21 protein-coding genes are annotated in these 25356 nt (G+C 59.2%); 13 read left to right on the top strand and 8 right to left on the bottom strand.

From position 1 onward, the window contains the following. Positions 1-13 precede the first annotated feature (13 nt). From ACFDAU_RS06040 to ACFDAU_RS06000, 9 genes are all read left to right on the top strand, one after another. Positions 14-2170 carry a transglycosylase domain-containing protein gene (locus ACFDAU_RS06040; protein ID WP_413439099.1) on the top strand — a complete coding sequence of 719 codons (2157 nt, stop codon included), beginning with the start codon at positions 14-16 and terminating at the stop codon, positions 2168-2170. 16 nt (positions 2171-2186) lie between these two features. Continuing rightward, positions 2187-3287, top strand: a complete 1101-nt coding sequence (gene ald / locus ACFDAU_RS06035) for an alanine dehydrogenase (protein WP_413439098.1) — start codon at positions 2187-2189, stop codon at positions 3285-3287. Positions 3288-3445: 158 nt separating this feature from the next. Beyond that, positions 3446-4021: an electron transport complex subunit RsxA gene (rsxA, locus tag ACFDAU_RS06030; protein ID WP_124703561.1), complete on the top strand. Its 576-nt coding sequence runs from the start codon at positions 3446-3448 to the stop codon at positions 4019-4021. 1 nt (position 4022) lies between these two features. Beyond that, positions 4023-4571: an electron transport complex subunit RsxB gene (gene rsxB / locus ACFDAU_RS06025; RefSeq protein ID WP_413439097.1), complete on the top strand. Its 549-nt coding sequence runs from the start codon at positions 4023-4025 to the stop codon at positions 4569-4571. Continuing rightward, complete coding sequence (rsxC, locus tag ACFDAU_RS06020) at positions 4571-6220, top strand: electron transport complex subunit RsxC (RefSeq protein WP_413439096.1); 1650 nt, start codon at positions 4571-4573, stop codon at positions 6218-6220. Before rsxB ends, rsxC begins: the two co-directional genes overlap by 1 nt. A gap of 44 nt (positions 6221-6264) precedes the next feature. Further along, positions 6265-7299: an electron transport complex subunit RsxD gene (rsxD, locus tag ACFDAU_RS06015; protein WP_413439095.1), complete on the top strand. Its 1035-nt coding sequence runs from the start codon at positions 6265-6267 to the stop codon at positions 7297-7299. Beyond that, a complete protein-coding gene (gene rsxG, locus ACFDAU_RS06010; RefSeq protein ID WP_413439094.1) occupies positions 7296-7952 on the top strand; it encodes an electron transport complex subunit RsxG in 657 nt (218 codons plus the stop codon). Before rsxD ends, rsxG begins: the two co-directional genes overlap by 4 nt. After that, on the top strand, positions 7949-8632 hold the full coding sequence (locus ACFDAU_RS06005; RefSeq protein ID WP_413439093.1) for an electron transport complex subunit E: 684 nt from the start codon (positions 7949-7951) through the stop codon (positions 8630-8632). The genes rsxG and ACFDAU_RS06005 overlap by 4 nt, the downstream gene beginning before the upstream one ends. Continuing rightward, a complete protein-coding gene (locus ACFDAU_RS06000; protein WP_413439092.1) occupies positions 8632-8976 on the top strand; it encodes a hypothetical protein in 345 nt (114 codons plus the stop codon). Before ACFDAU_RS06005 ends, ACFDAU_RS06000 begins: the two co-directional genes overlap by 1 nt. A gap of 163 nt (positions 8977-9139) precedes the next feature. Here the strand turns inward: ACFDAU_RS06000 and ACFDAU_RS05995 are convergent, their stop codons facing one another. The 5 genes from ACFDAU_RS05995 to pgl all read right to left on the bottom strand — a co-directional run bounded on the left by ACFDAU_RS05995 (position 9140) and on the right by pgl (position 14225). Further along, positions 9140-10540 carry a Fic family protein gene (locus ACFDAU_RS05995; RefSeq protein ID WP_413439091.1) on the bottom strand — a complete coding sequence of 467 codons (1401 nt, stop codon included), beginning with the start codon at positions 10538-10540 and terminating at the stop codon, positions 9140-9142. Positions 10541-10795: 255 nt separating this feature from the next. Beyond that, entirely contained in the window at positions 10796-11395 is a 600-nt protein-coding gene (locus ACFDAU_RS05990; RefSeq protein WP_413439090.1) for a TMEM175 family protein, read from the bottom strand. Between the two features lie 32 nt (positions 11396-11427). After that, positions 11428-11976: an NADPH-dependent FMN reductase gene (locus tag ACFDAU_RS05985; RefSeq protein ID WP_413439089.1), complete on the bottom strand. Its 549-nt coding sequence runs from the start codon at positions 11974-11976 to the stop codon at positions 11428-11430. A gap of 93 nt (positions 11977-12069) precedes the next feature. Then, positions 12070-13503, bottom strand: a complete 1434-nt coding sequence (locus ACFDAU_RS05980; RefSeq protein ID WP_413439088.1) for a DUF4139 domain-containing protein — start codon at positions 13501-13503, stop codon at positions 12070-12072. Then, on the bottom strand, positions 13500-14225 hold the full coding sequence (gene pgl, locus ACFDAU_RS05975) for a 6-phosphogluconolactonase (RefSeq protein WP_413439087.1): 726 nt from the start codon (positions 14223-14225) through the stop codon (positions 13500-13502). Before pgl ends, ACFDAU_RS05980 begins: the two co-directional genes overlap by 4 nt. Positions 14226-14354: 129 nt before the next feature. On the opposite strand from pgl, the gene ACFDAU_RS05970 reads away from it, so the two are divergent. The 3 genes from ACFDAU_RS05970 (at position 14355) to rlmD (ending at position 18574) form a co-directional block, all read left to right on the top strand. Next, entirely contained in the window at positions 14355-15710 is a 1356-nt protein-coding gene (locus tag ACFDAU_RS05970) for an EAL and HDOD domain-containing protein (protein WP_413439086.1), read from the top strand. Between the two features lie 205 nt (positions 15711-15915). Further along, entirely contained in the window at positions 15916-17229 is a 1314-nt protein-coding gene (locus ACFDAU_RS05965) for a hemolysin family protein (RefSeq protein WP_413439085.1), read from the top strand. A 40-nt stretch (positions 17230-17269) separates the two neighbouring features. Then, positions 17270-18574 carry a 23S rRNA (uracil(1939)-C(5))-methyltransferase RlmD gene (rlmD, locus tag ACFDAU_RS05960; RefSeq protein ID WP_413439084.1) on the top strand — a complete coding sequence of 435 codons (1305 nt, stop codon included), beginning with the start codon at positions 17270-17272 and terminating at the stop codon, positions 18572-18574. Positions 18575-18801: 227 nt separating this feature from the next. On the opposite strand, the gene ACFDAU_RS05955 is transcribed toward rlmD, so the two are convergent. Both ACFDAU_RS05955 and ACFDAU_RS05950 read right to left on the bottom strand, forming a co-directional pair. After that, positions 18802-20604: a putative bifunctional diguanylate cyclase/phosphodiesterase gene (locus ACFDAU_RS05955; RefSeq protein ID WP_413439083.1), complete on the bottom strand. Its 1803-nt coding sequence runs from the start codon at positions 20602-20604 to the stop codon at positions 18802-18804. 167 nt (positions 20605-20771) lie between these two features. Then, positions 20772-21461, bottom strand: coding sequence for a Bax inhibitor-1/YccA family protein (locus ACFDAU_RS05950; protein ID WP_413439082.1), 690 nt, complete (start codon positions 21459-21461; stop codon positions 20772-20774). A gap of 103 nt (positions 21462-21564) precedes the next feature. On the opposite strand from ACFDAU_RS05950, the gene mutS reads away from it, so the two are divergent. Beyond that, complete coding sequence (gene mutS, locus ACFDAU_RS05945) at positions 21565-24114, top strand: DNA mismatch repair protein MutS (protein ID WP_413439081.1); 2550 nt, start codon at positions 21565-21567, stop codon at positions 24112-24114. Positions 24115-24124: 10 nt separating this feature from the next. On the opposite strand, the gene ACFDAU_RS05940 is transcribed toward mutS, so the two are convergent. Beyond that, positions 24125-25354, bottom strand: coding sequence for a TolC family protein (locus ACFDAU_RS05940; RefSeq protein ID WP_413439080.1), 1230 nt, complete (start codon positions 25352-25354; stop codon positions 24125-24127). Positions 25355-25356: the final 2 nt, after the last annotated feature.

Below are 25356 nucleotides of genomic sequence, written 5' to 3'. Positions count from 1 at the left end.
CAGGGACATGCTCATGAGCGGCAAAGCGTTTGCACATCTTTTTCTCTGGCTATTACTTGCCTGGAGCGGCGTGGGCAGTGCGTTTTCCGATACCCTCCCCACCTTCCGGGAAGTCGAAGCCGCGCATCGCCCATCCGAAGCATGGCTGGTCGATCGCAATGGCGCGCCGCTCGATACGCTGAACATCGACCCCAAAGTACGCCGCCTGCCATGGATGCCGTTGCGCGAGCTGTCTCCGGCGATGCGGCATGCACTGATCGTGTCGGAGGACAAGCGTTTTTATCAGCATTCAGGCGTGGACTGGCGCGCCTTCATCGGCGCTGCCTGGGAAAACCTGGTGTACGACACCCATCGCGGCGCTTCCACACTCACCATGCAACTGGTGGGCATGCTTGATCCGGCACTGTATCGCCACGCCGGCGGGCGTACGTACACGCAGAAATGGGATCAAATCAAGGCCGCGCGCAGTATGGAAAAAACCTGGAGCAAGGCGCAGATACTCGATGCCTATCTCAACACAGTGACGTTTCGCGGCAATCTGTCGGGCATCAATGCCGCTGCCCAGGGCCTGTTCGGCCAGGAACCCTCCAAACTGAACAAGGCAGAGTCCAGCATACTCGCGGCCCTGTTGCGCGGGCCGAACGTTAAAGCCGGGATCGTGGCGGAACGCGCCTGCGGCGTGGCACGGCAGCTCAGCATACCGCGTCCGTCGTGTGCAACGGTCACCGCACTGGCATACAAAAGCCTGGCGATGCCACCCCATATCGATTTTGGCGAGCAGCTGGCCCCCAACGTCGCGCGCATGTTTCTGCATACTCCCGGCGAACGGATACAGGTCAGCCTGGATGCAGGTCTGCAGCGCTTTGCAATTCAATCCCTGCAAAGCACGCTGGCAGCACTTCGAGGCAACCGTGTCGACGCGGGGGCTGTGATTGTCCTCAACAACCAGACCGGCGAAGTTCTTGCCTATGCGGATTCAGGCGTCGACGCGCCCGGCGCGCAAATCCCGGATTATGCGGCCATGCCGCGACCGGCCGGCGCCACGCTCCAGCCATTCTTATACGGCCTCGCCATCGAGCAACGCCTGCTGACTGCGGCGTCATTCCTGGATAATTCGCCGCTGGCGCTGGAACCATCGCCGGATCAGGCGCTATTGCAGAACGACAGCACGGCAAGCGACAACTTGGTCACCTTGCGTACTGCGCTGGCTTCGTCGTTGCCCGCTCCGGCGGTACGTACGCTGGCCTTGGTCACCCCGCCGGCTTTTTATGATCGCCTGCGGGGGCTTGGGCTATTTTCTCCGGGCCTTAACCCGCCACAACGCAACAGTTACGCCCCCGGCGCAACGGCCGTCACACTGACCGCTCTGACCAATGCTTATCGGATGCTGGCCAATGGCGGTGTACTCAAGCCGCTGGGCTTTCGCGTTGGCGGAGTAGCGGGTGCGACCCAGATCATGCCGGCGCCCGTTGCAGCCATCGTCACTGACATCCTCGCAGACAGCAATGCGCGCTGGATGAAGACCGGCCTGGACGGCGCCGTGACGACGTCCGGCTTTGCTGCCGTGAAAACCGGCCTCAGCCAGGATAGGCGCAACAACTGGAGCGTAGGATTTTCGGATCAATACACTGTCGGCGTATGGGTGGGCAATGTCTCGGGCAGATCCATGCGCAATGTCTCCGACGTGAACGGCGCCGCACGGGTATGGCAGGCGTTAATCAACAAACTGAATGCCGTCCAGCCCAGCCGAACGCCAAAGCTGCCGGGCGGCATCGTCGTTCAAACAGTGCGCTTCGAACCGCCGCTGGAACCGCCACGTCGTGAATTGTTCCTGGCCGGCACCGAGCAAAGCGTGGTGACGCTGGCCGGGGATAGAAGCCTGGCGCAGATTATCGGCCCCGCCACGCTGACCCTGAATACGGATATACCTGCCGCATGGCAGAAAGTACGCTTTTATAGCCGCCCCATGCATCAGCGCTGGAACTGGCTGGTGGACGGCGAAGCTGTGCCGGTGGAATGGCTCCAGACAGACGGCAGCCTGCTTTATACGCCCGAGCCCGGAATACACCAGATCAGCCTTATTGATGATCAAGGCACCACGCTGGATACACTGTCCTTTACGGTACAGGTACCGGCTGCCCGTCAAGAACCTCTGTTCACCCTACCCTAGCTGCGAGGACACCCCCATGCTGATCGGCATTCCCAAGGAAACCAAGGATCACGAGTATCGCGTCGCCCTTACCCCGGACAGCGTCGCCGCGCTGCTGGCTGCAGGACACCAGGTCCGCGTGCAAACCGGCGCCGCTGCGCGCATCGGCTTTTCCGATGACGCCTACCGCGCCGCCGGCGCACAGATCGTGGACAACGCGGCAGCCGTGTACGAGGCGGAGCTCATCGTCAAGGTCAAAGAGCCGCAAAGCGCGGAAATCTCCCTGCTCCGCACAGGGCAGATGCTATTCAGCTATCTGCACCTGGCCGCCGCGCCCGAACTGACCGCACAACTGCTGGACAGGAAAATCATCGGCATCGGCTTCGAAACCGTTACCGACGCCAGCGGCACGCCGCTGCTTGCCCCGATGTCCGCGGTGGCGGGGCGCATTGCGGTACAGGCGGGCGCGCAGGCATTGACCATGGCAAGCGGCGGCAACGGCACCTTGCTGCCCGGCGTGGCCGGAGTAGCGCCCGGCAAGGTCACTATCGTCGGTGCCGGCATGGTAGGGGCCAACGCCGCACGGGTCGCTGCCGGCATGGGGGCGGAGGTCACCGTGCTGGACCGCAGCATGGACAAACTGCGCCATTTCGACGACCTCTACCAGGGGCGGCTCAAGACGCGTTATTCCGACACTGCCGCGCTGTCTGAACTGGTGACCGGGGCAGACCTGGTCATCGGCGCCGTGTTGTTGCCCGGCCGAAAAGCCCCCAAGTTGATTACCCGGAAAATGCTGGCTGGCATGCGCCCGGGCTCGGTGCTGGTGGACGTCGCCATCGACCAAGGTGGCTGCGCGGAAACCTCGCGCCCCACCAGCCATTCCCATCCCACTTACGTGGAAGAAGGGGTAGTGCATTACTGCGTCACCAACATGCCGGCCGCCTGCGCGCGCACCGCTACCCAGGCGCTGGCCAGCGTGGTGCTGCCCTATGCGCTGCGTCTGGCGAATCAGGGCATGGCGGCATTGCTTGCAGACCAAGGATTTCTCGACGGCTTGAATGTCTACCTGGGCGCGGTCACGCATCCGGCCGTGGCGGAAGATACCGGTCACCCTTACGTGGCGGCTCACACCCTGTAAGCGCTGTCAGGCTTCAGTCAGGAAAAATAGGTATGCTGCCTGGCGCCGATCCGGCCGGATGCGGTTTGCCTCCCCTTGCTTAAAACTTGCGCACCCTTGAATACAGCAGCCATGGGAAGGATAATGGCTGACTTATTGCATTTGAATGAATCATGGACATCCAGAGCTACATCCTGATTTTGATCGGCACGGTTTTCGTCAACAACATCATCATGGCGAAAATTCTTGGCCTGTGCCCGTTCATGGGCGTCTCCAAGAGCCTGGAAACCGCCATCGGCATGGGTGCCGCCACCACCTTCGTGCTCACCCTGGCATCCGGCTCCAGCTACCTGATCAACCAGTACCTGCTGGGCACCGATCTGACCTATCTGCGCACATTGTCGTTCATCGTGGTGATTGCGGGCATTGTCGGCTTCACCGAGATGTTCGTGCGCAAGACCAGCCCGGTACTGTTTCGCGTGCTGGGCATTTATCTGCCGCTGATCACCACCAACTGCGCGGTACTGGGGATCCCGCTGCTCAACGTTCAGGCGCAGCACAATTTCATCCAGTCGCTGTTTTTCGGCTTTGGCGGCGCGGTCGGGTTCTCCATGGTGCTGGTGCTGTTCGCCGGGTTGCGTGAGCGGCTGGAAGGCGCTGACGTCCCCGCTGTGTTCCGCGGCACCAGCATTGCGATGATTACCGCCGGGCTGATGAGCCTCGCGTTCATGGGCTTTGCCGGTCTGGTGAAATAAGGTGCTGGCAGCGATTCTGGTGATGTCCGGCCTGGCCGTGTTTCTCGGCGCGGCGCTGGGGTTTGCAGCGGTGCGCTTCAAGGTGCAGGAAGACCCCATCGTCGAGCAAATCGACGCCATCCTGCCGCAGACCCAGTGCGGGCAATGCGGATTTCCCGGATGCAAACCCTATGCGACGGCCATCGCCAATGGCGATGCTGACATCAACCAGTGCCCGCCCGGCGGCGAAGACGGCATCCATAAACTGGCCGAACTGCTGGGTGTGGAATTCAAGCCGCTCAATGCCGAACACGGTGAACCCAAACCCAAATCCGTGGCAGTCATCGACGAAACCACCTGCATCGGCTGCACTTTATGCATCCAGGCCTGTCCGGTCGATGCCATCCTCGGCGCAGCCAAGCAGATGCATACCATCATCGCCCAGGAATGTACCGGGTGTGAATTGTGCATCGCACCCTGCCCGGTGGATTGCATCAGCATGGCCCCCATCGCAGAAGACGTCGCCACCTGGAAATGGAAATACCCCGTGGTCAAACTGAAAGTCGCCTGATGACCCGCCAACTCTACGAATTCAATGGCGGTGTGCACCCCGAGGAACACAAGCACGCATCCACCAGCCGCCAGATCGGCATGGCGCCATTGCCCAGGACCTTGATCGTGTCGTTGCGCCAGCATATTGGCCAACCGGCCAAACCCATTGTGACGGTGGGCGAACAGGTTTTAAAAGGCCAGATGATCGGCCAGGCCGAGGGCTATGTCTCGGTGGCCGTGCACGCGCCGACTTCGGGCACGGTGACCGCCATTGCCGGCCATGCCGTGGCGCACCCGTCCGGACTGACCGATCTGTGCATCACCATCGCGCCCGATGGGGCGGATCGCTGGATCGAGCACAGCGCGCTGGATTACCGCAACATGGATCCCAGCCATCTGCGCAATCAATTGCGCGATCTCGGCATCGCCGGGCTGGGCGGCGCAGTATTTCCCAGCTTTATCAAGCTCAACCCCGGCGCCACCCAGAAAGTGCCCACCCTCATTCTCAATGGCGGCGAATGCGAGCCGTGGATCACCTGCGACGATATGCTGATGCGCGAGCGCGCCGCCGAAATCCTCGCGGGTGCCGCCGTGATGCGTTACATGCTGCACAGCGACGAAGTGCTGGTCGGCATCGAGGACAACAAACCGGAAGCCATCGCCGCAATGCAGGCGGCAGCCAGCCAGTGCGATTTTCCTGTGGAAGTGGTGACCGTGCCTACCCTCTACCCCGGCGGCGGCGCCAAGCAGCTCATCAAGACCTTGACCGGCAAGGAAGTCCCGTCGGGCGGACGCTCCACCGATGTCGGCGTCGCCACTTTCAACGTCGGCACCGCGTATGCCCTGCACCGTGCGGTCAACCACGGCGAGCCGCTGATTTCGCGCATTGTCACCGTCACCGGCAATGTGCACCGCCCGCAGAATTTCGAAGTGCTGATCGGCACCCCGCTCGCCGAACTGGTGCGACTGACCGGCGCAACCCGCGACGACACCAGCGGCTACGTGATGGGCGGCCCGATGATGGGCTTCGATCTGATCAGCACCGATGTGCCGGTGGTCAAGGCTACCAACTGCATCCTGGTCAAATCCCAGGCGCTGTTCCCGCCTCCGCCGCCAGCCATGCCATGCATACGCTGTACCCGTTGCGCGCAAGCCTGCCCGGCGGATCTGCAACCGCAGGAACTGTACTGGTTTGCGCGTGCAAAAAATTTCGGCAAGACCCAGGAATACCATCTGTTCGACTGTATCGAATGCGGCTGTTGCAGTTATGTCTGCCCCAGCCACATTCCGCTGGTGCAGTATTACCGCTACGCCAAGAGCGAGATATGGGCCAAGGAAAAGGACAAGAAGGCCGCCGACCTGGCGCGCGAGCGCCATGAATTTCGCCAGTTGCGTATCGAGCGCGAACAGCAGGAGCGCGCCGCAAAACTCGCCCTGAAAGCGAGTGCCAAACTCGCAGAAACATCCCCTGAAAGCCCGGATGATGCCGCCAATGCCGCCAAAAAAGCCGCGATCCAGGCCGCGCTAGCACGCGCCAAGGAAAAGAAAGAAGGCGCCACCCCGCGCAATGTTGAAAACCTGCCGCCGGAAAAATTGCAGGAGATCGCCGAAATCGAAGCGCGCCGCGCCAAAATCCGCGCCATGGCAAAGGATGCGGTAGAAAAATGAACCCCGTGCACGCTCAACTTCCCATCCAGGCAGATCAATAACCCATGCTCTCTTCCCCCTACATCGCGGAACAATCCAGCGTCTCCATCATCATGCTCAAGGTGCTGGCGGCGCTGGTACCGGGCATCGCGGTTTACGTCTGGCTATTCGGTCCGGCCATCCTGGTGACGCTGACCCTCGCCAGCGTCACCGCGCTGGTGCTGGAAACCATCGCAGTACGTTTGCGCGGCTGGCCGGCCAAGCCGTTCCTGATGGATGGCAGTGCGCTGGTCACCGCGTGGCTGCTGGCGCTTTCGCTGCCGCCGATCGCCCCGTGGTGGCTGATTGTAGTGGGAACATTTTTCGCCATCGTGGTGGCCAAACACTTGTACGGCGGACTGGGCAACAACCTGTTCAACCCGGCGATGGTGGGTTATGCAGTGCTGATTATTTCGTTCCCGGTGCAGATGACGCAGTGGTCGGCGCCGCTGTCGCTGGCGGGTGCGCATCTGAGCCTCCTTGATTCCGCGCAATACATCTTCACCGGGATATTGCCGGACGGTTTGAAACTCGACGCGATCAGTTCCGCCACGCCGCTGGATACGCTGCGCACCCAGTTGCAACTGGAACACACGGTGCGTGAAATCACGCGTTTGCCCATTTTCGGCAATGTGGGGGGCACTGGCGGCGAGGCGGTGGTGCTGATGTTCCTGCTGGGCGGACTGTACCTGTGGCTGGCGCGCATCATCACCTGGCATATCCCGGCGGCCTTTATCGCCGGCCTGTGGATTACCGGCGGATTGTTCCACATCTCCGACCCGGATCGCTATATCTCGCCATGGTTTCACCTCGCTACCGGCGGCGTCATGCTGGGCGCATTCTTCATTGCCACCGATCCGGTAACGGGCGCCACCACGCCGCGTGGCAAACTGATTTTCGGCGCAGGCATTGGCAGTCTCACTTATCTGATACGCACTCTGGGCGGCTATCCGGACGGCGTCGCCTTCGCCGTGTTGCTGATGAATATCATGGTGCCGCTGATTGACGCCTACACCCAGCCCAAAGTGTACGGTCACAAGCACAAAGAGCCCGCGGAATGACGCCCACTTTGCGTTCCGCGGCACGAGCCGCGCTCGTCCTGCTGGGCTTCGCCATCGTCGCTACAGCTGTGCTGGCTTTTACCTACGACATTACCCGCGAGGTCGTTACCCGCAACGAAGACGCGGCACGGCTGAAGCTCATCAGTCAAACACTCGTCCCCGGCAGCTATGACAACAACCCTCTGAATGATGCCTTGCTGCTGCCGCCGCACCAGCTATTGGGCACCACCCTTCCCAGCCATGTCTGGCGCGCGCGCAAGGCCGGCGCCCCGGTGGCGCTGGTGCTCGAGGTTATCGCGCCGGACGGCTACAGCGGCGCTATCAACATGCTGGTAGGGATCGGCGCAAACGGACGGATTACAGGTGTGCGCGTGGTGAGCCACAAGGAAACGCCGGGGCTGGGCGATTACATCGATATCGCCAAGAGTGCCTGGATACGCATTTTTGACGGCAAGGCGCTGGATAACCCGGCCAGCGGCGGCTGGAAGGTCAAAAAAGACGGCGGCCAATTCGACTACATGGCTGGCGCCACCATTACGCCGCGGGCGGTAGTCAAAGCCGTACACCATGCCCTCGAATACGAAGCCGCGCATCGCGACGAACTGTATGCCCCTGCGCCGCACCCTGAACCTACCCCTGGAGCCAAACCATGAGCCAATATCGCGACATTATCGTCAACGGTCTGTGGAAACAGAATCCCGGCGTCGTGCAACTGCTGGGGCTGTGTCCGCTATTGGGCATCAGCAATTCGGTCGTCAATGCCGTCGGCCTGGGGCTCGCCACCACCATGGTGATGACCTTCAGCAATGGCGCAATCTCCGCCATCCGCAACTTGGTATCGCACGAAATCCGCATCCCGGTATTCATCCTGGTGATTGCTGCGCTGGTGACGGTGATCGACATGTCGATGAACGCCTTTGTCCATCCGCTGTATCTGGTGCTGGGCATTTTTGTACCGCTGATTGTAACCAATTGCATCGTGCTGGCACGCACCGACAGCTTCGCTGCCAAAAACCCGGTGCTGCCCTCCATGCTCGACGGCATGATGATGGGCCTCGGCCTCACCATGGTCATCACGCTGCTTGGCGCACTGCGTGAAGTGGTGGGCAAAGGCACCCTGTTCTCCGGTCTGGACCTGGCTTTCGGCCCCGCGGCGCAGGCCTTCGTCATTCACGTTGTGCCGGACTACAAAGGCTTTTTGCTGGCCATACTGCCGCCGGGTGCCTTCTTTGGCCTGGGTTTGCTGGTTGCGCTACGCAACTGGTGGGATCTGCGCAGCCAAAAACGCGCCGCGCAGCATCTGCCTGCAGGACTCGCTCAAGGAGTGAACTGATGCCAAAATTTGCGGATTCATTACGCGCATGGGGGACGCCCGACTTCAACCACGTCCTCAAAACCGATATCGAAAAGCTCGATGCCAGTCAGCTTCCCTTGCAACAAGGCTTGTCCATTGGCAGCTATGCACTGGACAACAAGCTCAACGTCATCGTCATCGGCGCTGCTGAAAAAGAAGACCATATACGCGCCAAGGTCGGCATTTTTTATACCAGCATCATTGCCGGTTGCAGCTGCGCAGACGACCCCACGCCCATCGATGAAAACAATGAGTACTGTGTCATGCAGGTTGATATCGATCCAGTCACTGCCGAAGCTGCGCTGATACTGCTGGCTGATTAAGGCATAAACGCCTTTGTCCATCCGCTGTATCTGGTATCCGGGATTTTGTACCGCTGATTAATTGCGTACCCAGCGCATCGCTGCACGGCAGCGCTCACGCCGTCACCCACATTTCCGACAGCAGCGCCGGACCTGTGCCAATTCGATTATAGTTCGTTGCCGCTCAAGAACGCTCTCCTTGTTCTTTCCATGCGACAAACTCCAGCGGGCGCAAGCCAAAGCGGATGACATTGCCCGCGTGCAGTGTCTTGAATTCCTCCAGTGTCAGCGCGACAAAGCGTGGCTGATCTTCCAGCAACACCGTCGCGGGCATGCTGGCGCGTATCGCTGTTTCGCTGGCTGGGTGGCCACCGCGAACGATGGCGCGCACAGCCTCGGCCAGTTCATTTCGGTAGCGCAGGCGGAAGGTGTCCGGCGGAACCAGTTGCTGTTGCACGGCGACGTATTGCTGGCAGGAGCGCTCATATGCCCAGACGAAAACATCGCGCAACAATTCAATGCGATTGAGTTCATACACGCCCAGCACCGCATCCACATAGGCTTGCTGTGGCACGTCGATGAATGACAGCGGACACAGATTGTACTGGATGAGCGGAATGTTGGCGGCCAGACGCGAGACGCGCTTATTCACGTCCTCGAAGGGTTGCAAGTATGGCAAATGCACCATCAGGAAGAATGACTGCTCGAAAGGATCCTGGATTTCCGCAGCCATGCTCATCACAATGCCGAACAGTTCTTCCAGGCGTTGCGGCATGGCAATCGGCAGATAGACGCTGCCGCCGATATCCACCGGACGGTTGCGGATGCGGCCGCAGGTCAGCGGATCGGGCATCAGGCCGTCGGAAAGAAAGGCGTGCAAGGCGATGATGGTTTCTGGATTGACACCTGCGTGTTCGGTGCCCTGCACCAGGTATTCGATGGCGGCCTTGTGGTTCAGAATCATCTGGGTTTCCAGCGCATCCTTGCCTTCGGCGGCTTGGCCGAATTCGATCAGGCGCTCGGTGTCGAGACGGCTATAAGTGTTGCCTTCCAGTTTTGACGAGGCCCACGACAGATCGATCAGCAGGCGGTGCAGAATATCGCGCGCAAAAGTGCCCGCAGGAGCTTGTTCGGCAGAGGATCGGCCCAGGGCATGCAATTGGACGCGTAACGGCGTCGGCAGATAGGTAGTCTTGTTGGGGTGGTATTGCTCCAGAAACTCGATCTTGTAGCTCACCGGCTGGCGCTGCTGGCGCGGGTGGCGGATGTAGGCTTTGATCTCTTCACCTTCGGGAGAGGTGTGGACATAGACCTCAGCATTAACTTGTCCGACCGACTCCACAGCAGTTACACCTTGCACTGCAACGGTTGCATTGAGGATTGGCGCAAGCCGGTATTTGGTCGCGCGCCCTTCGCCTTCGGTAAAGATTCGTTTTTGCCCGGCAAGTGTGGACAGACGGCGTTGCAACGTGCGGCGGGGAATATCAAGCGCCTGCGAAAGCGCTTCCACGCCAATACCGTCGGGGTGGTTGGCGATCAGTTCTGCTAACCGATCCAATGCTTGAGGTGATACAACTTTGGGCATGTTATTCGTTCTTTATTGCGACGCGGAACATAGTATTGCGCCATTTTATTTGGCGCACAATTGCTTTCGTGTCACATAAATTGATTTATATGGCGCGATTTCTAACTATTGCGCCATATCGTTTTGCTAAAGCAGTCTTCAATCTACAGCTTGCAACCGGCTAACTCGAAAGGAGGCATTGGCGCTTAACACAATGCGTGAGCTGGTCTTCATCGTGTTTACGCAACGTGTTGCAGGCCCATTTGATTGATATTCTTATTTATGGTCAGGCCCATTCCCATGTTCGGCAATGACCCGCTCAATACGGCGGTCGGGGATGAGCCACATCAGCGCGACCACCACGTACACCGCTCCGGCGATCCATTGATTAAAAAATGCGGAAGGGATTGCGATCGCGTAGAGCAACGGAGAGAGCTTGCCCTTGAGGTCGTTCCCGATCGCCACCGCCAGCAGCGAGTCGCGGCCTTGTTCAGCCATGATCGCCTGCTGCAATATCCAATAAGCAATGGCTGCCATCAAAAGTACGATGCCGTAAAAAGCCGTTGGCGCAGAGGCAAAATGGTTCTCGCCCATCCAGCCGGTCACGAATGGAACCAGCGATAGCCAGAACAACAGGTGCAAGTTAGCCCACAGAATGGCGCCGCTCACCCGCTGTGTTGTGTGCAACAGGTGGTGGTGATTGTTCCAGTAAATGCCCAAGTACACAAAACTCAGGATGTAGCTCAGGAATACCGGCCACAATGACCACAATGCAGCCAGACTCGCATCGTGCGGCACCTTCATCTCCAGCACCATAATGGTAATGATGATGGCTAGCACCCCATCGCTGAATGCTTCTAACCGGCCTGTACCCATCGTCGTTTCCTGCACAATGCACGTAGCATTGCCTAATTCACAAAATCCACGAAACCATGCAGGAATTGCTGCAATTGCGCCTGCATTTTTTCGTCCGCCATCTCGCCCGCGTCGTTGAACACATTCCCCGCTCTGGAGACGAGCAGACGCCCGCCGAACCAGGGCTGCATGCCCAATGTCCGTAGTCCAGGTAGCCAGGCATTCTGTGCCAGGATCGTCCCGAATCCGCCGGGTGATGCACCAATGACCGCTACTGGCCGATTGCCGAAGACCCGAGAAATGTCAGCTGGAGGCCTCGATAGCCAGTCAATCGCATTCTTGAACACACCCGGCATCGCGTTGTTGTACTCCGGGGTAACCAACAGCAATCCATCCCCAGCAGCAATCTGGTCTTTCAGCGCCGCTACTGCTGGAGGGATACCTTCGCTCGCTTCGACGTCGCCATCGTAGAGCGGGATACCCTTGATGGTCGCGATTTCCAGACTGGAACCGCCCGGCATCAGACCTGCTGCAGCACGCAACAGCGCTGCATTGAACGACCCGGCGCGCAGGCTGCCGGCAATTCCGACGATCTTTTTCATGCTGTTCTCCTGTTATCTGAAGACAGGGTACGCATTTGGGCGCCTTGCACTTTACTGCTCAGGCGAATTGCCAGGCATGAGGTGACTTGCCCCTCAATACTTCACCCGTACCCGATAGGTCAGCACGGTCTTGCCCTCAGCCGCCACCGGCACTTGCCACAATGCCGTTCCGGCCGCTTCTTTGGTATGCGGCAGAGACTCCGACAATACTTGCCAGTCGCCCGGCATGGGCTCGAATACCTTGACAGTCACCGGCTGGTTTTTGGCATTTTTAAGGGTGATCTGGTAGGCCGATTCAAATACGTTGTTATAACGCCCGCTCACGCCAATTTTCTGGAAATCGGTCTGCTTTCTGTCGGCTGTCACATCAAAGGCCTCGCCCAGTTTCAGGCGCACGCGCTCGTTTTTCGGGGTATGGTCGATGCTGTCTTCGCCGATGAACTGGGCGTTGCCCGCGCTGTCTTTCTTGTACAGGCGCATCACGCCTTTGGGCAGCGGCACACCCAGGCCAGCGCCCTTGTTGTCGAATTCCACGAATACCCCGACCTTGAGCTTTTGTCCGAGGTCGCCAAAACTGCCCTGGTAGTAATACGCTGCGCCGCGCAACTCCAGCGATTTGCGCACCGGGATGCCGATGGCGGAGAGCAGCGCGACCTGTTTGGTTTGCTGTTCGGCCAGAGTGGTTGGGCGGTTGAGTGTGTAGAGGTGGTATTCGAACAGGTTTTCCTGCGCCAGCGGCGCCGCTTCGGCTACCTGGGCTTGCATCTTCCCGCGCAGCACAGTGGCCTGCATGGCTGTTTGCACTCGATTGACATCCCCTGCGACCAGTTGCAGCCTGGCATTGTGGTAACTCGCGCCGCTCTGGTTGGTGAGTGTGACCCAGCCGTTCAAGTCCATTTTGTCATCCAGGCCGGACAGCTCCGCTACATAATCGGCGCGCCACGACAGGCCGCTGGTCAGGTAGGACAGCTCCAGATTCTGCAAGCCCGCGCGTGGATTCACCACACTCATCACCAGAGTAGGCCGGTCACGCAGGTTATCCGGCACCCCGGCGAACGCCAGCCGCCCCGGCACGCCGGTCTCGATACGGTCGCCGAACTTGAGCACCGTGCCGCCGTTGGTGGCCAGCACGGTTGCCGCTTCGCGCGTTTCCGCCCCAGTCGCCGGGTTGGTGCTGATCACGGTGACCTGCTTGCCCACGTATTTTTCCAGCAGGGTTTGCGGGGTGAGCAAGTCGAAGTCGAAATTCTGTTCCAGCAGGTGAAAGCCTTTTGCATCGGAGAGGTTGCGCAGCAATGCGGTTTCCGGCTGCATGCGCGCCGCCACGTCGCGCCAGGCCAGCTTGTTGAGGTCCGCGCCAAGATTGACTTTGCGCTGATCCTTAACCAGCGCCAGGTCATTGTTGTAAATGGTCACCGCCACCTCAGTCTGGTCGCTTTGGGTGGTGAGTTTTTCGTCGGCAGGCGCGGCCTGGACGGTACCGGTCGCAAGTGCCAGAGTCAATATCATGGGCTTCAACGGATTCATGCATCCTCCTTATTCGCAGGCTGTATGCAGATACGCTCCACCAGCACATCCACGCCCGCTACCGGGCGGATCGCCGCCGCCGGAATCGGCTCGCCCCGGCGCCAGGCCGCGACCGCATCGCATTTGCCAGCTCCGCTAACCAGAAACAGCACCGCGCGCGCACGGCCCAGGCGGCGCGCGCTGAGGCTGACGCGTTCCGGCGGTGGCTTGGGCGCATCCCGCACCGCCAGCACATCCGGGCTATCCGGGCAGGTGCCCCAATCGTGCCCGGGAAACAGGCTCGCAGTGTGGCCATCCTCGCCCAGCCCCAGCAGTACCAGATCGAATTCCCCCACATCGCGCAAGCTGTTCACGTAGGCATTGGCAGCGGCAGGCGCACCCAGTTCGGCAGGTATCGGGTGAATCTGCGCGGCCGGAATCGCGCTGCTTGCCAGCCAGGCATCCTGCGCCATGCGGCTGTTGCGCTCAGGGTGATCGGCGGCCAGGCAGCGCTCATCGCCAAACCACACATGCCAGCCGCGCCAGTCTGTATCCATCCCATTCATCCGCGCATAAAGCGCCCGTGGGGTGATGCCGCCAGCCAGTACCAGATGGAATGCGCCGCGTTCGCGCAGTGCCTCACTTGCCGCCGCGTGAACCCGGATAAAAGCTGCCTCGACGAGTTGTTCGACAGCGTTGACGAAATGCCAACGGGTCGCAGCATCCAGTTGATGTGATTTCATGTTTTCAGTTTAGCCTAACCATGGCGTCAATCCTAGCTTGCAGGCGTTTGTACCCTGCCCGTAATCCGGCATCCGCGGGTGGCATGGTTGCTGCTTATCTTAAGGCGTAAACCAGTGCCGGAGATCATCATGCAAAACGACGTCATTCAAAATTCCTGCGACAAGGCCCGTATCGTCAACACCGTTGCCGGTGATTGGCACGGGATAGCGACGCATGTTCTGGCCGTGGAAACAGAAGGACTGCCTTCGCGTCAGGATGAAATCCGCGAGCGCCTGCTGTCGCAGCAGACAATATATGACCGTGATGGTCAAATCCATGCCGCTGAACTGACGTTGCGCGTCAAACTGGCTTACAGCCAAGGCCAGCTTTCCATGCCGAGATTGCGCAATGCCGAGGACGAAACCCTGATTGCCGGGCTGTATTCGCTGGTTGAAGAAGGCGCACTGAGAAAGAACATCCTGTTTGCCAGTGTTACGGCCGATACCCTGATGTCAGCCGACATCGAATACCTGCCACCCCAAAATGTCGTGTTCGCAGTCCATGCAGGCATTGGCGACGTCTCGACACTGTTACCCAGAATCAAACGCCTCACCGAATGCGGCTACCGCATCGTGCTGGACGACATAAACGGCGACGAAGCCTTCCTGCCGCTGGTTGCTGTGGCTAAAACGGTGCGCATAGACGTAAGCCGCCACGACGCCATTCACCTGGATAACCTGCAGCGCACCCTGCGCGCCATGGGGACACACCAATTAATTGCGACTGGCATATGCAGTGCAGAAATGCTGGAAGTCTCGCGCCAACTCGGGTTTGACCTGTTTCAGGGCACCTACGTCACCCAGACCGGTGGCAAACCCGCGATGGGCATGGCGGTGAACCGTTTGCGCCTGCTCGAACTCATTGACCGGGTCATGGCGCACTCGGACATGGCTGAAGTGGAATCCCTGCTGAAAATGGACGCTGTACTCAGCTACCGTCTGTTGCGTTACGCCAGCAGCGCGGGATGTGGCGTCGTTCACGAAGTCACTTCGATTGGCCAGATATTGCTGCGCATGGGCCATGCAGCACTGTATCGCTGGCTCACCCTGCTGTTGCATAGCAGTGGCAAACCCGTTGCCGTCAGCCCGACCGTATTGAAGCGCGCCTTAACCCGTGCCAGTTTCATGCAGGCACTGGCCGGCAAAAGCCTGCAACCGGTCAATGGCGACGAACTCTACCTGACTGGCTTGTTTTCGGTACTGGGGGAAATGCTCGACATGCCGATACAGGACGCCATTGCCCACCTCAACCTGGGCAGTTCAATCCAGCAAGCCCTGGTGAATGGCGTAGGCATCTATGCCGGGTTTCTGGAACTCGCCCTGGCGTGTGAAGCAAACAACGAAACCCGCATCGAGAATGGCTCTGCCCAGTGCATGGTGTCCTACATCGACGTCAATATCGCACTCATCAACGCATTGATTAGTGCAGAAGAAGCTGCCTTGTAACACAAACATCCACCGGCGCAGTCCGGATGCGCCGTGTAATCGGGTAAAATGCTGTCTCCCGATTCACGGCGCGTTGCCATGTTCCCAATTCATGTTTCCGATATTGAAAGCATCCCCAATACCAGCGGGATGAGTTCAGGCACGCAGTCTTGCGGCAAAACCCACGCCACAACAGGAAAGGACGGGGACGATTTTCATTCCCGCTATGGGCAGTAACCTTTTTTTGATCATCGTCGCGCTGCTGCTGGTGGCGTTAAACGGTTTTTTCGTGGCTGCCGAATTCGGCATGGTCAAACTGCGCCAAACCCGTGTAAAGGCCATCGCCAAGGTATATGGGCTGCGCGGGCGCATGCTCGCCAAGGTTCATGCCAAGCTCGACGCGTACCTGTCTGCCTGCCAGCTTGGCATTACCCTGGCTTCGCTGGGGTTGGGCTGGATCGGCGAACCGGCTTTTGCCGAACTGCTGAAGCCATTACTGGCCTGGAGCGGAGTCGTATCCCCCAGGCTGATTCACGGCATTGCTTTTTTCTTCGCATTCTTCACCATCTCCTTTCTCCATATCGTGGTCGGTGAGTTGGTGCCTAAATCATTGGCGATCCGCCGGACCGAGAAAGTGGCGCTATGGACTGCGGTACCGCTTTACGGTTTTTACTGGCTGATGTACCCGCCGATCTGGGTACTCAACACCAGCGCCAACTGGGTACTCAGTTTGACCGGGCTGGACCGTGCGCATGGTCACGACGCCCATTATTCGGCCGATGAACTCAAGCTGATCCTGAAAAGCAGCCGCGCCAGTGAGCATCTCACGCGCGACGAATGGAACGTACTCGCCCACACTCTCGATTTCAGCGATCTGGAAGTCACCGAGCTGATGCGTCCGTTCAATGAAGTTGTTGCCTTATCGGCCAACCATACACTGGCGGAAAATCTCGAACTCATCACCCGTCATCGTTTCAGCCGTTACCCCTATCTGGACCGGAATGACGAGGTCAAAGGCGTCATTCATCTGAAGGACATGTTCCTGGCCGAGCTCAAGGAAGGCGATATCGACGATCTGGAAAAATTTATCCGCCCGGTTCTGCAGGTCTCCCCAGACTTGTCGGCGATGGAACTATTTCGCCGTTTTCGCCAAGGGGCCCCCCACTTCGCAGTCATCGGCCATAAAGGCAGTCCGCCGCTTGGCTTTATCACCCTCGATAATATGCTGAGCGCGCTGGTCGGCGAGATTCGCGATGAATTCCGCCATAGCCAGAACGACTGGACCAAACTCGATGACGGCACCCTGATCGGCAAAGGCAGCCTGCCGATATTCACCCTGGAACGCGCGCTCGGGATTGATCTCGACAACAATGAAGTGGATTCGATTGGCGGCCTGATCATGTGGAAACTCGGCGATCTCCCCAAGGAAGGCGACAGGATTGAATTCGAGCATTTCGATGTAGTTGTCAAGAAAATGAACGGCCCGCGCATCGTGCTGGTACGTGTCCATCAAAAACCGGCGGCGCAATCCGGCAAATAATCATTTTTCCCTACCATTCCTGTTAGCACTCCACATCCAGATGAACCCCACCCCACCCACCCTTGATATCGAATCCCTCAACCATGAAGGGCGCGGCGTCGCGCACCGCGACGGCAAGGCGATTTTCGTGGACGGCGCGCTCACCGGCGAGACCGTGACCTACTCGGTGTACCGCAAAAAAGACACGTTCGAGATGGCGCAGGCCGTCCGCATCCTGCGCGAGAGCCCGGCGCGCGTGAAACCGCGCTGCAAGCACTTCGGCGTATGCGGCGGCTGCAGCCTGCAGCACATGGAACCGTCTGCCCAGATCGCCGCCAAGCAGCGCGTGCTCGAAGACAATCTGGCGCATATCGGCAAGGTCAGACCGGAAACCATGCTCTCGCCCATTCACGGCCCGGCCTGGGGTTATCGCAGCCGGGCGCGGCTATCAGTACGGCTGGTGGAAAAGAAGGGTGGTGTATTAGTCGGCTTTCACGAAAGAAAGAGCAGTTTTGTCGCCGAAATGACCAGTTGCGACGTGCTGCCGCCACGCATTTCGGCGCTTATTCCGCATCTGCGCGAAATGATCATGCAGTTGTCAATTCGCGACCAGCTCCCGCAACTCGAACTCGCTGCTACTGATGCGGTGGACGTACTGGTGATTCGCCACATGGTGCCGCTTGCTGAAGCCGACGAAATCCTGTTACGCAGTTTCGCCGATACTCACCGCATCCAGTGGTGGCTGCAATCCAAGGGACCCGACACCATCGTGCCGTTTTATCCGCTGGACGCGCCGGAGCTGGCCTATACGTTGCCCGAGTTCAATCTGGTGATGCCATTTCGCCCCAGCGAGTTCACCCAGGTCAATACCGCGGTGAATCCGGTCCTGATGCGTCGCGCCATGCAGCTGCTTGACCCGCAGCCCACTGAACGCATTGTCGACATGTTCTGCGGCTTGGGAAACTTCACGCTGCCCATCGCGCGTCATGCAAAACAGGTGGTGGGCATCGAGGGCAGCAAGGAACTGGTCGCACGCGCACGCCAGAACGCCGAACGCAATGGTATTCACAACACCGAATTCAGGGTGGAAAATTTGTTCGAGATCAGTGCGGAGCAACTGGCCGCACTCGGCCACTTCGACAAAATGCTGATCGATCCGCCGCGTGACGGCGCGTTCAAACTGGTCGAATCGCTGGGTGACGACGCGCCCCGACGTATCGTCTATGTCTCCTGCAACCCGTCCACGCTCGCCCGTGACGCCACCGTGCTGGTGCATGACAAAGGCTACCGTCTGCGTGCAGCGGGCATCGCCAACATGTTCCCGCATACCGCCCACGTGGAATCCATCGCGGTGTTCGAACGCTGACTGAAAAAATGCATCCGGAACACAATGCGCAAATATCAGATTAATCGACACTGGATTCCATCGCCCTCGGTGTAGAAACAAGGCGTGAGGGCTGCCGGGTGCATGCTTCTATCGGGCGGCGATGGCCGCATCTCCCCTCCCAGCGCATTAATTAGAATTCCACTTAGAATTTGAACCCGTGCTGTTTAAAACTGCACGGCACAGTGGACATGGTTACAGCAGTACGACTATTGTTTAGCCAGAACAGGGCGCCCAAAGAAATAGCCTTGGGCCCAGTCTATCCCCAGCTCACAGAGAATATCAGCGGTATCCGCATCTTCAACAAATTCGGCTATCGTGGTCAACTGCAGATCTTTTGCGATATCACTAATGCGTTTGACGATCTGCCTGACGCGCTTGTCTTTTACCTGTTGAATCAGACTTCCTTCAATTTTCAGGAACGAAACAGGCAGGTCAGCCAGATACTGGAATGAAGAATAGCCGCTACCAAAATCATCAATGGCCAGACGCATTCCATAATCAATGAATGGAGCAAGCTTGGCTTTGACTGCATGGGCATCGCCGAGCAATTGCCTTTCCGTAATTTCCAGCACCAGAGGCTTGGTGGGGCCCATATCCACCCCGCACGCTATGCACGCCGCCTGAGCTTCAGCAAACAAATCCTGAATCAAGTCCTGATGTAGCAAAAGATCCGCTGAAATATTAACGAAATGCGCTAAATTTGGGCCGCCGCCAGCAATATTCGCTGCACAATGGTTCATGGTCTGTTTGATGATCTGGTAATCAACCAGATGGGTCAACTGCAATTCCATCGCCGCCGAAATGAAGTCGGCAGCCACAATGATTTTCCCGGATTCATCGATTAATCTGGCCAGGGCTTCTTCAGCAACCTGCCTTCTTGTTTTCAGGTCCACGATCACCTGATAGGCCGGCACCAGCCGGTTGCTTTCTATGGCGGTGTTGAGTTTCGCCGCAATGGAATAAACCTCTCGCTTGTCCCTGGCCGCCACCACACGATTGCGGCCGGATTTCTTGGCTTCATAAAGCGCAGCATCAGCTGCCTTTAACAGGAAGTCAGACACATCGCCATCACGGGGATAACTGGCAATCCCGATGCTTGCAGTCGTTCTGATTTTTTGCGTATTGAGCTCAATTGAGAATTTCTCGATTGCGTCCCGCAGCCGTTCAGCAATCATCAGCGCACCATGCTCATCGGTGTCAGGCAAGATAGCCAAGAATTCCTCGCCACCCCACCTGCTCAACCAGTCACTCGTGCGTAGCGTCTGCTTTGCGACTTCACTGATTCCGAGCAAAATCCTGTCGCCGAGATCATGACCATAATTGTCATTGAGCATCTTGAATCGATCCAGATCGAACAGGATCATGCTGAAAGGCTTTGCGTATCTTTTCGCGTACGCATACTCGCGGTTGATCACCTCCTGGATTGCGCGCCGGTTAAGCAGCTCGGTCAAAGGATCAATCGAGGCCATTACCTCCAGGGAGACTTTCAAACGGGCTTGATCCAGGGCGACGGTAGCCAGCTGGGCAAAAGCGATGAAAGGCTCCACTCCGATCTGCTCAAAGTAATCCTGCATATCAACAAAGATCACGATCAGTCCCCTGAAGGGATGCTTCGGATCACCGATCGGCAAGGTCAGTCCTTCCTGTAAACCGTACCGAATCGCATTTTCGCGCCAGATACCGAAGCTCGAATCGGCATTGACTTGTACCAGAACAGGTTCGTTATTTGCCAGGGAACGCCTGCCAGGGCCTTTCATTGCTTCCGGAGAAAGATCAAGCACCAAATCCCGGGTATATCCGGAAGCCCTTCCTACCGAGTAAGAGGGCCTGATCGTTTCAGTTCCGGGATTACCCAGGTACATCCAGGCCACGCAAATACGCTCAGACGATGCCACCAGCGCATCGCAGGCCGCCCTCAATACTTCATCGGGGGTATTGCCCTGAGCCAGGCTTTTGGTGGCGGTTAACAGAGCCTTGTATATGGACAACTGCTCTTGAGAGAATTCCATTTCAGGTTTGCTGCCACGTTTGGGAAGATGATGCTGGTTGCGAAAATTGATCTTACCCCTGTTTTGCATATCGCTTAAGGCTTACGTTTTTCGGGGGTAAGATCAGTTTACCGATACCCATAAAAAAAGGCGCACCGAAGTGCGCCCTTTTCGCCAAGCCAGACGCGTCAGTCGCGATTGCCGGAAAATGCCATCAGCAGGTTCAGCAGGTTGACGAAGATGTTGTAGATATCCAGGTAAAGCGCTAGCGTCGCCATCACATAGTTGGTTTCGCCGCCATTCACGATCCGGCTCACGTCAAACAGGATGTAACCCGAGAAAATCATGATGGCAATGGCGGAAATCGCCAGCGATGCTACCGGCACCTGGAAGAAAGCATTCGCCAGCGAGGCGATCACCAGCATCACCAGTCCCACGAACAGGAACTTGCCCATGAAGCTGAAATCTTTCTTGGTCACCGTGGCGATGCCGGCCAGAGTGAAGAAAATCACGCCGGTACCACCCGCCGCCAGGCCGATCAACTGCGCGCCGTTCCGGAAATGCAGCGCCGCCTGGAGTATCGGACCCAGCATCAAGCCAAACAGGAAGGTCACGCCCAGCAGCAGCATCACGCCCAGGCTATTGTTGCGATTCGCCTGGATGCCGTAGAACATGCCAAACATGACGGCCAGAATGCCGACCATGGACAGTACCGGATGCACCGCCATGAAGGAAAAGTTCAGACTCAGGCCCATCCACGCGCCGATCACCGTAGGGATCATGGTCAGGCTCAGCATCATGTAGGTATTGCGCAGGACTTTGTTCTGCGCCAGCGCCAGTTGCGTGGACTGGCTGTTCATTTGCAGTTCGGGTTGCATGTTTCACCTCCGTTTATCAGTACACACTGATACAGACTAGCCGACGGGGCATTAAGTTGCAAACACTATTAGGATCATGCCGCCGGCACGGTAAAATATGGCCATGAATGCACCCGCCGCCCATACCCCGATGATGCAGCAATACCTGCGCATCAAGGCTGAACACCCCGATATGCTGCTGTTCTACCGCATGGGGGATTTTTACGAGCTGTTTTATGAGGATGCCGCGCGCGCATCGCAGTTGCTGGGGATTACCCTGACCACGCGCGGCGCGTCGGCGGGTACGCCGATCAAAATGGCGGGAGTGCCGTACCATGCGGCCGAGCAGTATCTGGCGCGTCTGGTGAAACTCGGGCTGTCGGTCGCCATCTGCGAACAGGTGGGCGACCCGGCGGCCAGCAAAGGCCCGGTGGAGCGTCGCGTGGCGCGGATCGTCACCCCAGGCACGCTGACCGATGCGGCGCTGCTCGACGACCATCGCGACAGCCTGTTGCTATCCCTGTACGCCGAGCGCGACACGCTGGGACTGGCGTGGCTGAACCTATCCAGCGGCAGCCTGCGCGTGGCTGAAATCCCCGTCGCGCAACTCGCGGCCGAACTGGAACGCATTCGCCCCGCCGAACTGCTGGTGGCGGAAGGGTTTTCGCATTCCGCATTGTCGGCTTACCCGGCGTTGCGCGCCCTGCCCGCCTGGCAGTTTGACAATGAACGCGCGGCCGAATTGCTTGCCCGGCAATTCGGTACGCGTGACCTGCAGGCATTCGGTTGCGCGCAGATGTCCGCGGCCATTACCGCCGCCGGCGCCCTGCTGCAATACGCTCAGGCCACCCAGCGCGGCGTGTTGCCGCATATCAACGGTTTGACGGTCGAAAGCCAAAGCGAATTTGTGTTGATGGATGCCGCCACCCGCCGCAATCTGGAAATCTCCGAAACCCTGCGCGGCGAGGCCAGCCCCACCCTGCTGTCGCTGCTCGACACCTGCGCCACCAGCATGGGATCGCGCCGGCTGCGCCACTGGCTGCATCATCCGCTGCGCGACCGCGGCGTATTGCAACTGCGCCAGGATGCAATCGGCCGCCTGGTGGATGATGCGCACGGCCGCGGTCAACTGCACCGGCTGCTGCAAGGCTGTGTGGATATCGAGCGCATCGGCGGCCGCATCGCGCTGGCCAGCGCACGCCCGCGCGATTTGTCCGGCCTGCGCGATACCCTGGCTTTGCTGCCGGAAATCGGTACTCAATTGGCGCAATGGGACAGCCCGCTGCTGGCAGCCGCCGCGACTGCCTGTACGCCGCAACACGCGATGCACGAACTTCTCGCCCGCGCCATCCGCCCGGAACCTGCCAGCATCATCCGCGAGGGCGGCGTGATTGCTGACGGCTACGATGCCGATCTGGACGAACTGCGCGGTCTGCAAACCCACAGCGGCGAGTTCCTCATCGCCCTCGAAGCGCGCGAACGCGAACGCAGCGGCATCGCCAATCTCAAGGTCGAGTACAACAAGGTGCACGGCTTCTATATCGAGGTGAGCCGCGCCCAGGCTGACAAAGTGCCGGACGATTACCGCCGCCGCCAGACGCTGAAAAACGCCGAACGCTATATCACGCCGGAACTGAAAGCCTTCGAGGACAAGGCGCTGTCGGCCTCCGAGCGCGCGCTGGCACGGGAAAAACTGCTCTACGAAGCGCTGCTGCAGGCGCTGCTGCCCGGCCTGCCTGCACTGCAAGCCCTGGCTGCCGCGCTGGCCGACCTGGACGTGCTGTGCACACTGGCGCAACGCGCCCAGACGCTGGGCTACTGTGTACCGCAATTCACCGATGAAGCGGTGGTCGAGATTTGCGGCGGACGCCACCCGGTGGTGGAGTCGCGCATTGACGACTTCATCCCCAACGACACGCTGCTGTCGCGCGCACGCCAGATGCTGCTGATTACCGGCCCCAACATGGGCGGAAAATCCACCTACATGCGCCAGACGGCGTTGATCGCGCTGCTCGCCTGCTGCGGCAGTTTTGTGCCGGCGCAGACTGCGCGCATCGGACCGATCGACCAGATTTTTACCCGCATCGGTAGTTCGGACGATCTGGCCGGCGGGCGTTCCACCTTCATGGTGGAAATGACTGAGACCGCGCATATCCTGCACAACGCTACCGACAACAGCCTGGTGCTGCTCGACGAAATCGGACGCGGCACCTCCACCTTTGACGGCCTTGCGCTGGCCTGGGCGGTGGCGCGCCAGCTGGCGGAAAAAACCCGCGCCTACACCCTGTTCGCCACACACTATTTCGAGCTCACCCGGCTGCCGCTGGAATGGCGCCAGATCGCCAACGTGCACGTCGAAGCCGTCGAGCACAAGGACCGGATCGTGTTTCTGCATAGCGTGAAAGAGGGTCCGGCCAGCCAGAGCTACGGCCTGCAGGTGGCCGCGCTGGCAGGCGTGCCGGGCAACGTCATCCAGGCCGCGCGCAGGCATCTGGTGACGCTGGAGCAGGGCGCCACGCGCAACGACCTGCAGCCCGACCTGTTCGCCGCAGCCGAAGTTGAAACCGCACCGCACCCGGTGCTGACGCAGTTGGCGGAGATTGAACCGGACAGCCTGAGCCCGAAGGCCGCGCTGGAGGCGCTCTACCAGCTCAAAAGCCTGCTCGCCGGGTAGCTGGGATCAGCTATTCGTCATGCTCCAAATCCCATACCAGATGCGCGTCGATGAACAACAGGTAGTAGTTTTTCAATGCCGCCATTCTTGCCGCCAGTGCGTTTTGCGCTGCCATCGTCGCTTGCCGCCTGGCCGATAGCAAGGCCTGCAAATCCGCTTCCCCCAGGGAATAGGCCCGCTGCACCAGCCTGGCATTATCCTGCATGGCGGATGCGCCGGCTTCCGCAATTTTCAGGCTTTCGTAGGCACCTTCTGCGGCCGCCACATTACTGGCAATCTCTGCATCCAGTTGACGTTTCCTGAACTCAGCTTCCTGGCGCGCGGCTTCGACGGCGTACAGCGCTTTGGCAGCGTGCAGCCTGCGCTTTCCACCCGGGATCGGCATGCTGATCATCATTCCGGTAATCCGCTCCTGGCCGCCGACTTCCGATGCGTTGTAGACGCCAATCGTGGGATCCGGCACCCTGTCGGCGCGCGCGCGCTGGGCCTGGGCCAAGGCGCGTTGCAGTTGAGCCTGTACGGTTTTAAGTTCATCGCTCTGGGCGAGAATGCGTTCCCGCCAGAACGCCGCATTTTCCTTCAGTGGCAAAGGCGTGGGTGCTACCGTAAATTGACGGCCAAGACCGGGAAAGCGTGCCTGCAGGCGCGCGTTCGCGACCGCCACCTGCGTCTTGGCGTCATTGGCGATGCGTTTCTGTTCTGCCAGTTCCGCTTGCGCCAAACTGATATCCAGCCTGGCCGCATCGCCCGCACGCACTCGCTTCTCGACCGCGTTCAGGTTTTCCTGCGCAGCTTGCACGTTGGCTCCCGCCAATTCGTGGGCATGTTCGGCGTGGAGCCCATCCAGCCACAAAGTCAGCAACTCGCGCGCGGCCTCATGCTTCGCGTCACCATAGCGGGCTTCAGCCTCTTCGACTGTCGCCTTGCCGATGTTGCGGTCCGCTGTGGCTTTCCCCGGCAGGCGTAGCGTGCGCTCAATGCCGACATTCCATTCCTGATAGCGCGGCCCGCTTTGCAAGGTGCGGCGCTGGCTCGACAACCTGGCGTTCCATTCGTACGGCGAACTGTCGAGGATGCCGGCTTCCTGTCGCGCCATTTCGAGACTGGCACGCGCTGCGGCAACGCTCGGGTCTTGTTCAAGCAGTGGGCGCACGACCGGTGTTGGCAGCAGGCCCGGCGCCTCCGGCAATGGTGCCGCCAGCGCGGAAACGCTCATGGTTGACAGGACAATCAATAGCATGG

Origin of the sequence: Sulfuriferula sp. GW1, from assembly GCF_047300855.1 — a bacterium.
Lineage (GTDB): Bacteria > Pseudomonadota > Gammaproteobacteria > Burkholderiales > Sulfuriferulaceae > Sulfuriferula.
Note: the sequence above shows the minus strand (reverse complement) of the source record. Positions and strands in the feature narration are given on the sequence as shown.

Excerpts from the sequence above, each read along its gene's own strand:
- ACFDAU_RS06000 (WP_413439092.1), top strand. The coding sequence starts at position 8,632 with ATGCCAAAATTTGCGGATTCATTACGCGCATGGGGGACGCCCGACTTC.
- ACFDAU_RS06005 (WP_413439093.1), top strand. The coding sequence starts at position 7,949 with ATGAGCCAATATCGCGACATTATCGTCAACGGTCTGTGGAAACAGAAT.
- rsxD (WP_413439095.1), top strand. The coding sequence starts at position 6,265 with ATGCTCTCTTCCCCCTACATCGCGGAACAATCCAGCGTCTCCATCATC.
- ald (WP_413439098.1), top strand. The coding sequence starts at position 2,187 with ATGCTGATCGGCATTCCCAAGGAAACCAAGGATCACGAGTATCGCGTC.
- rsxC (WP_413439096.1), top strand. The coding sequence starts at position 4,571 with ATGACCCGCCAACTCTACGAATTCAATGGCGGTGTGCACCCCGAGGAA.
- ACFDAU_RS05965 (WP_413439085.1), top strand. The coding sequence starts at position 15,916 with ATGGGCAGTAACCTTTTTTTGATCATCGTCGCGCTGCTGCTGGTGGCG.
- ACFDAU_RS05970 (WP_413439086.1), top strand. The coding sequence starts at position 14,355 with ATGCAAAACGACGTCATTCAAAATTCCTGCGACAAGGCCCGTATCGTC.
- ACFDAU_RS05990 (WP_413439090.1), bottom strand. The coding sequence starts at position 11,395 with ATGGGTACAGGCCGGTTAGAAGCATTCAGCGATGGGGTGCTAGCCATC.
- rlmD (WP_413439084.1), top strand. The coding sequence starts at position 17,270 with ATGAACCCCACCCCACCCACCCTTGATATCGAATCCCTCAACCATGAA.
- ACFDAU_RS05980 (WP_413439088.1), bottom strand. The coding sequence starts at position 13,503 with ATGAATCCGTTGAAGCCCATGATATTGACTCTGGCACTTGCGACCGGT.
- rsxG (WP_413439094.1), top strand. The coding sequence starts at position 7,296 with ATGACGCCCACTTTGCGTTCCGCGGCACGAGCCGCGCTCGTCCTGCTG.
- ACFDAU_RS05955 (WP_413439083.1), bottom strand. The coding sequence starts at position 20,604 with ATGGAATTCTCTCAAGAGCAGTTGTCCATATACAAGGCTCTGTTAACC.
- pgl (WP_413439087.1), bottom strand. The coding sequence starts at position 14,225 with ATGAAATCACATCAACTGGATGCTGCGACCCGTTGGCATTTCGTCAAC.
- ACFDAU_RS05950 (WP_413439082.1), bottom strand. The coding sequence starts at position 21,461 with ATGCAACCCGAACTGCAAATGAACAGCCAGTCCACGCAACTGGCGCTG.
- ACFDAU_RS05995 (WP_413439091.1), bottom strand. The coding sequence starts at position 10,540 with ATGCCCAAAGTTGTATCACCTCAAGCATTGGATCGGTTAGCAGAACTG.
- ACFDAU_RS06040 (WP_413439099.1), top strand. The coding sequence starts at position 14 with ATGAGCGGCAAAGCGTTTGCACATCTTTTTCTCTGGCTATTACTTGCC.
- ACFDAU_RS05940 (WP_413439080.1), bottom strand. The coding sequence starts at position 25,354 with ATGCTATTGATTGTCCTGTCAACCATGAGCGTTTCCGCGCTGGCGGCA.
- mutS (WP_413439081.1), top strand. The coding sequence starts at position 21,565 with ATGAATGCACCCGCCGCCCATACCCCGATGATGCAGCAATACCTGCGC.
- ACFDAU_RS05985 (WP_413439089.1), bottom strand. The coding sequence starts at position 11,976 with ATGAAAAAGATCGTCGGAATTGCCGGCAGCCTGCGCGCCGGGTCGTTC.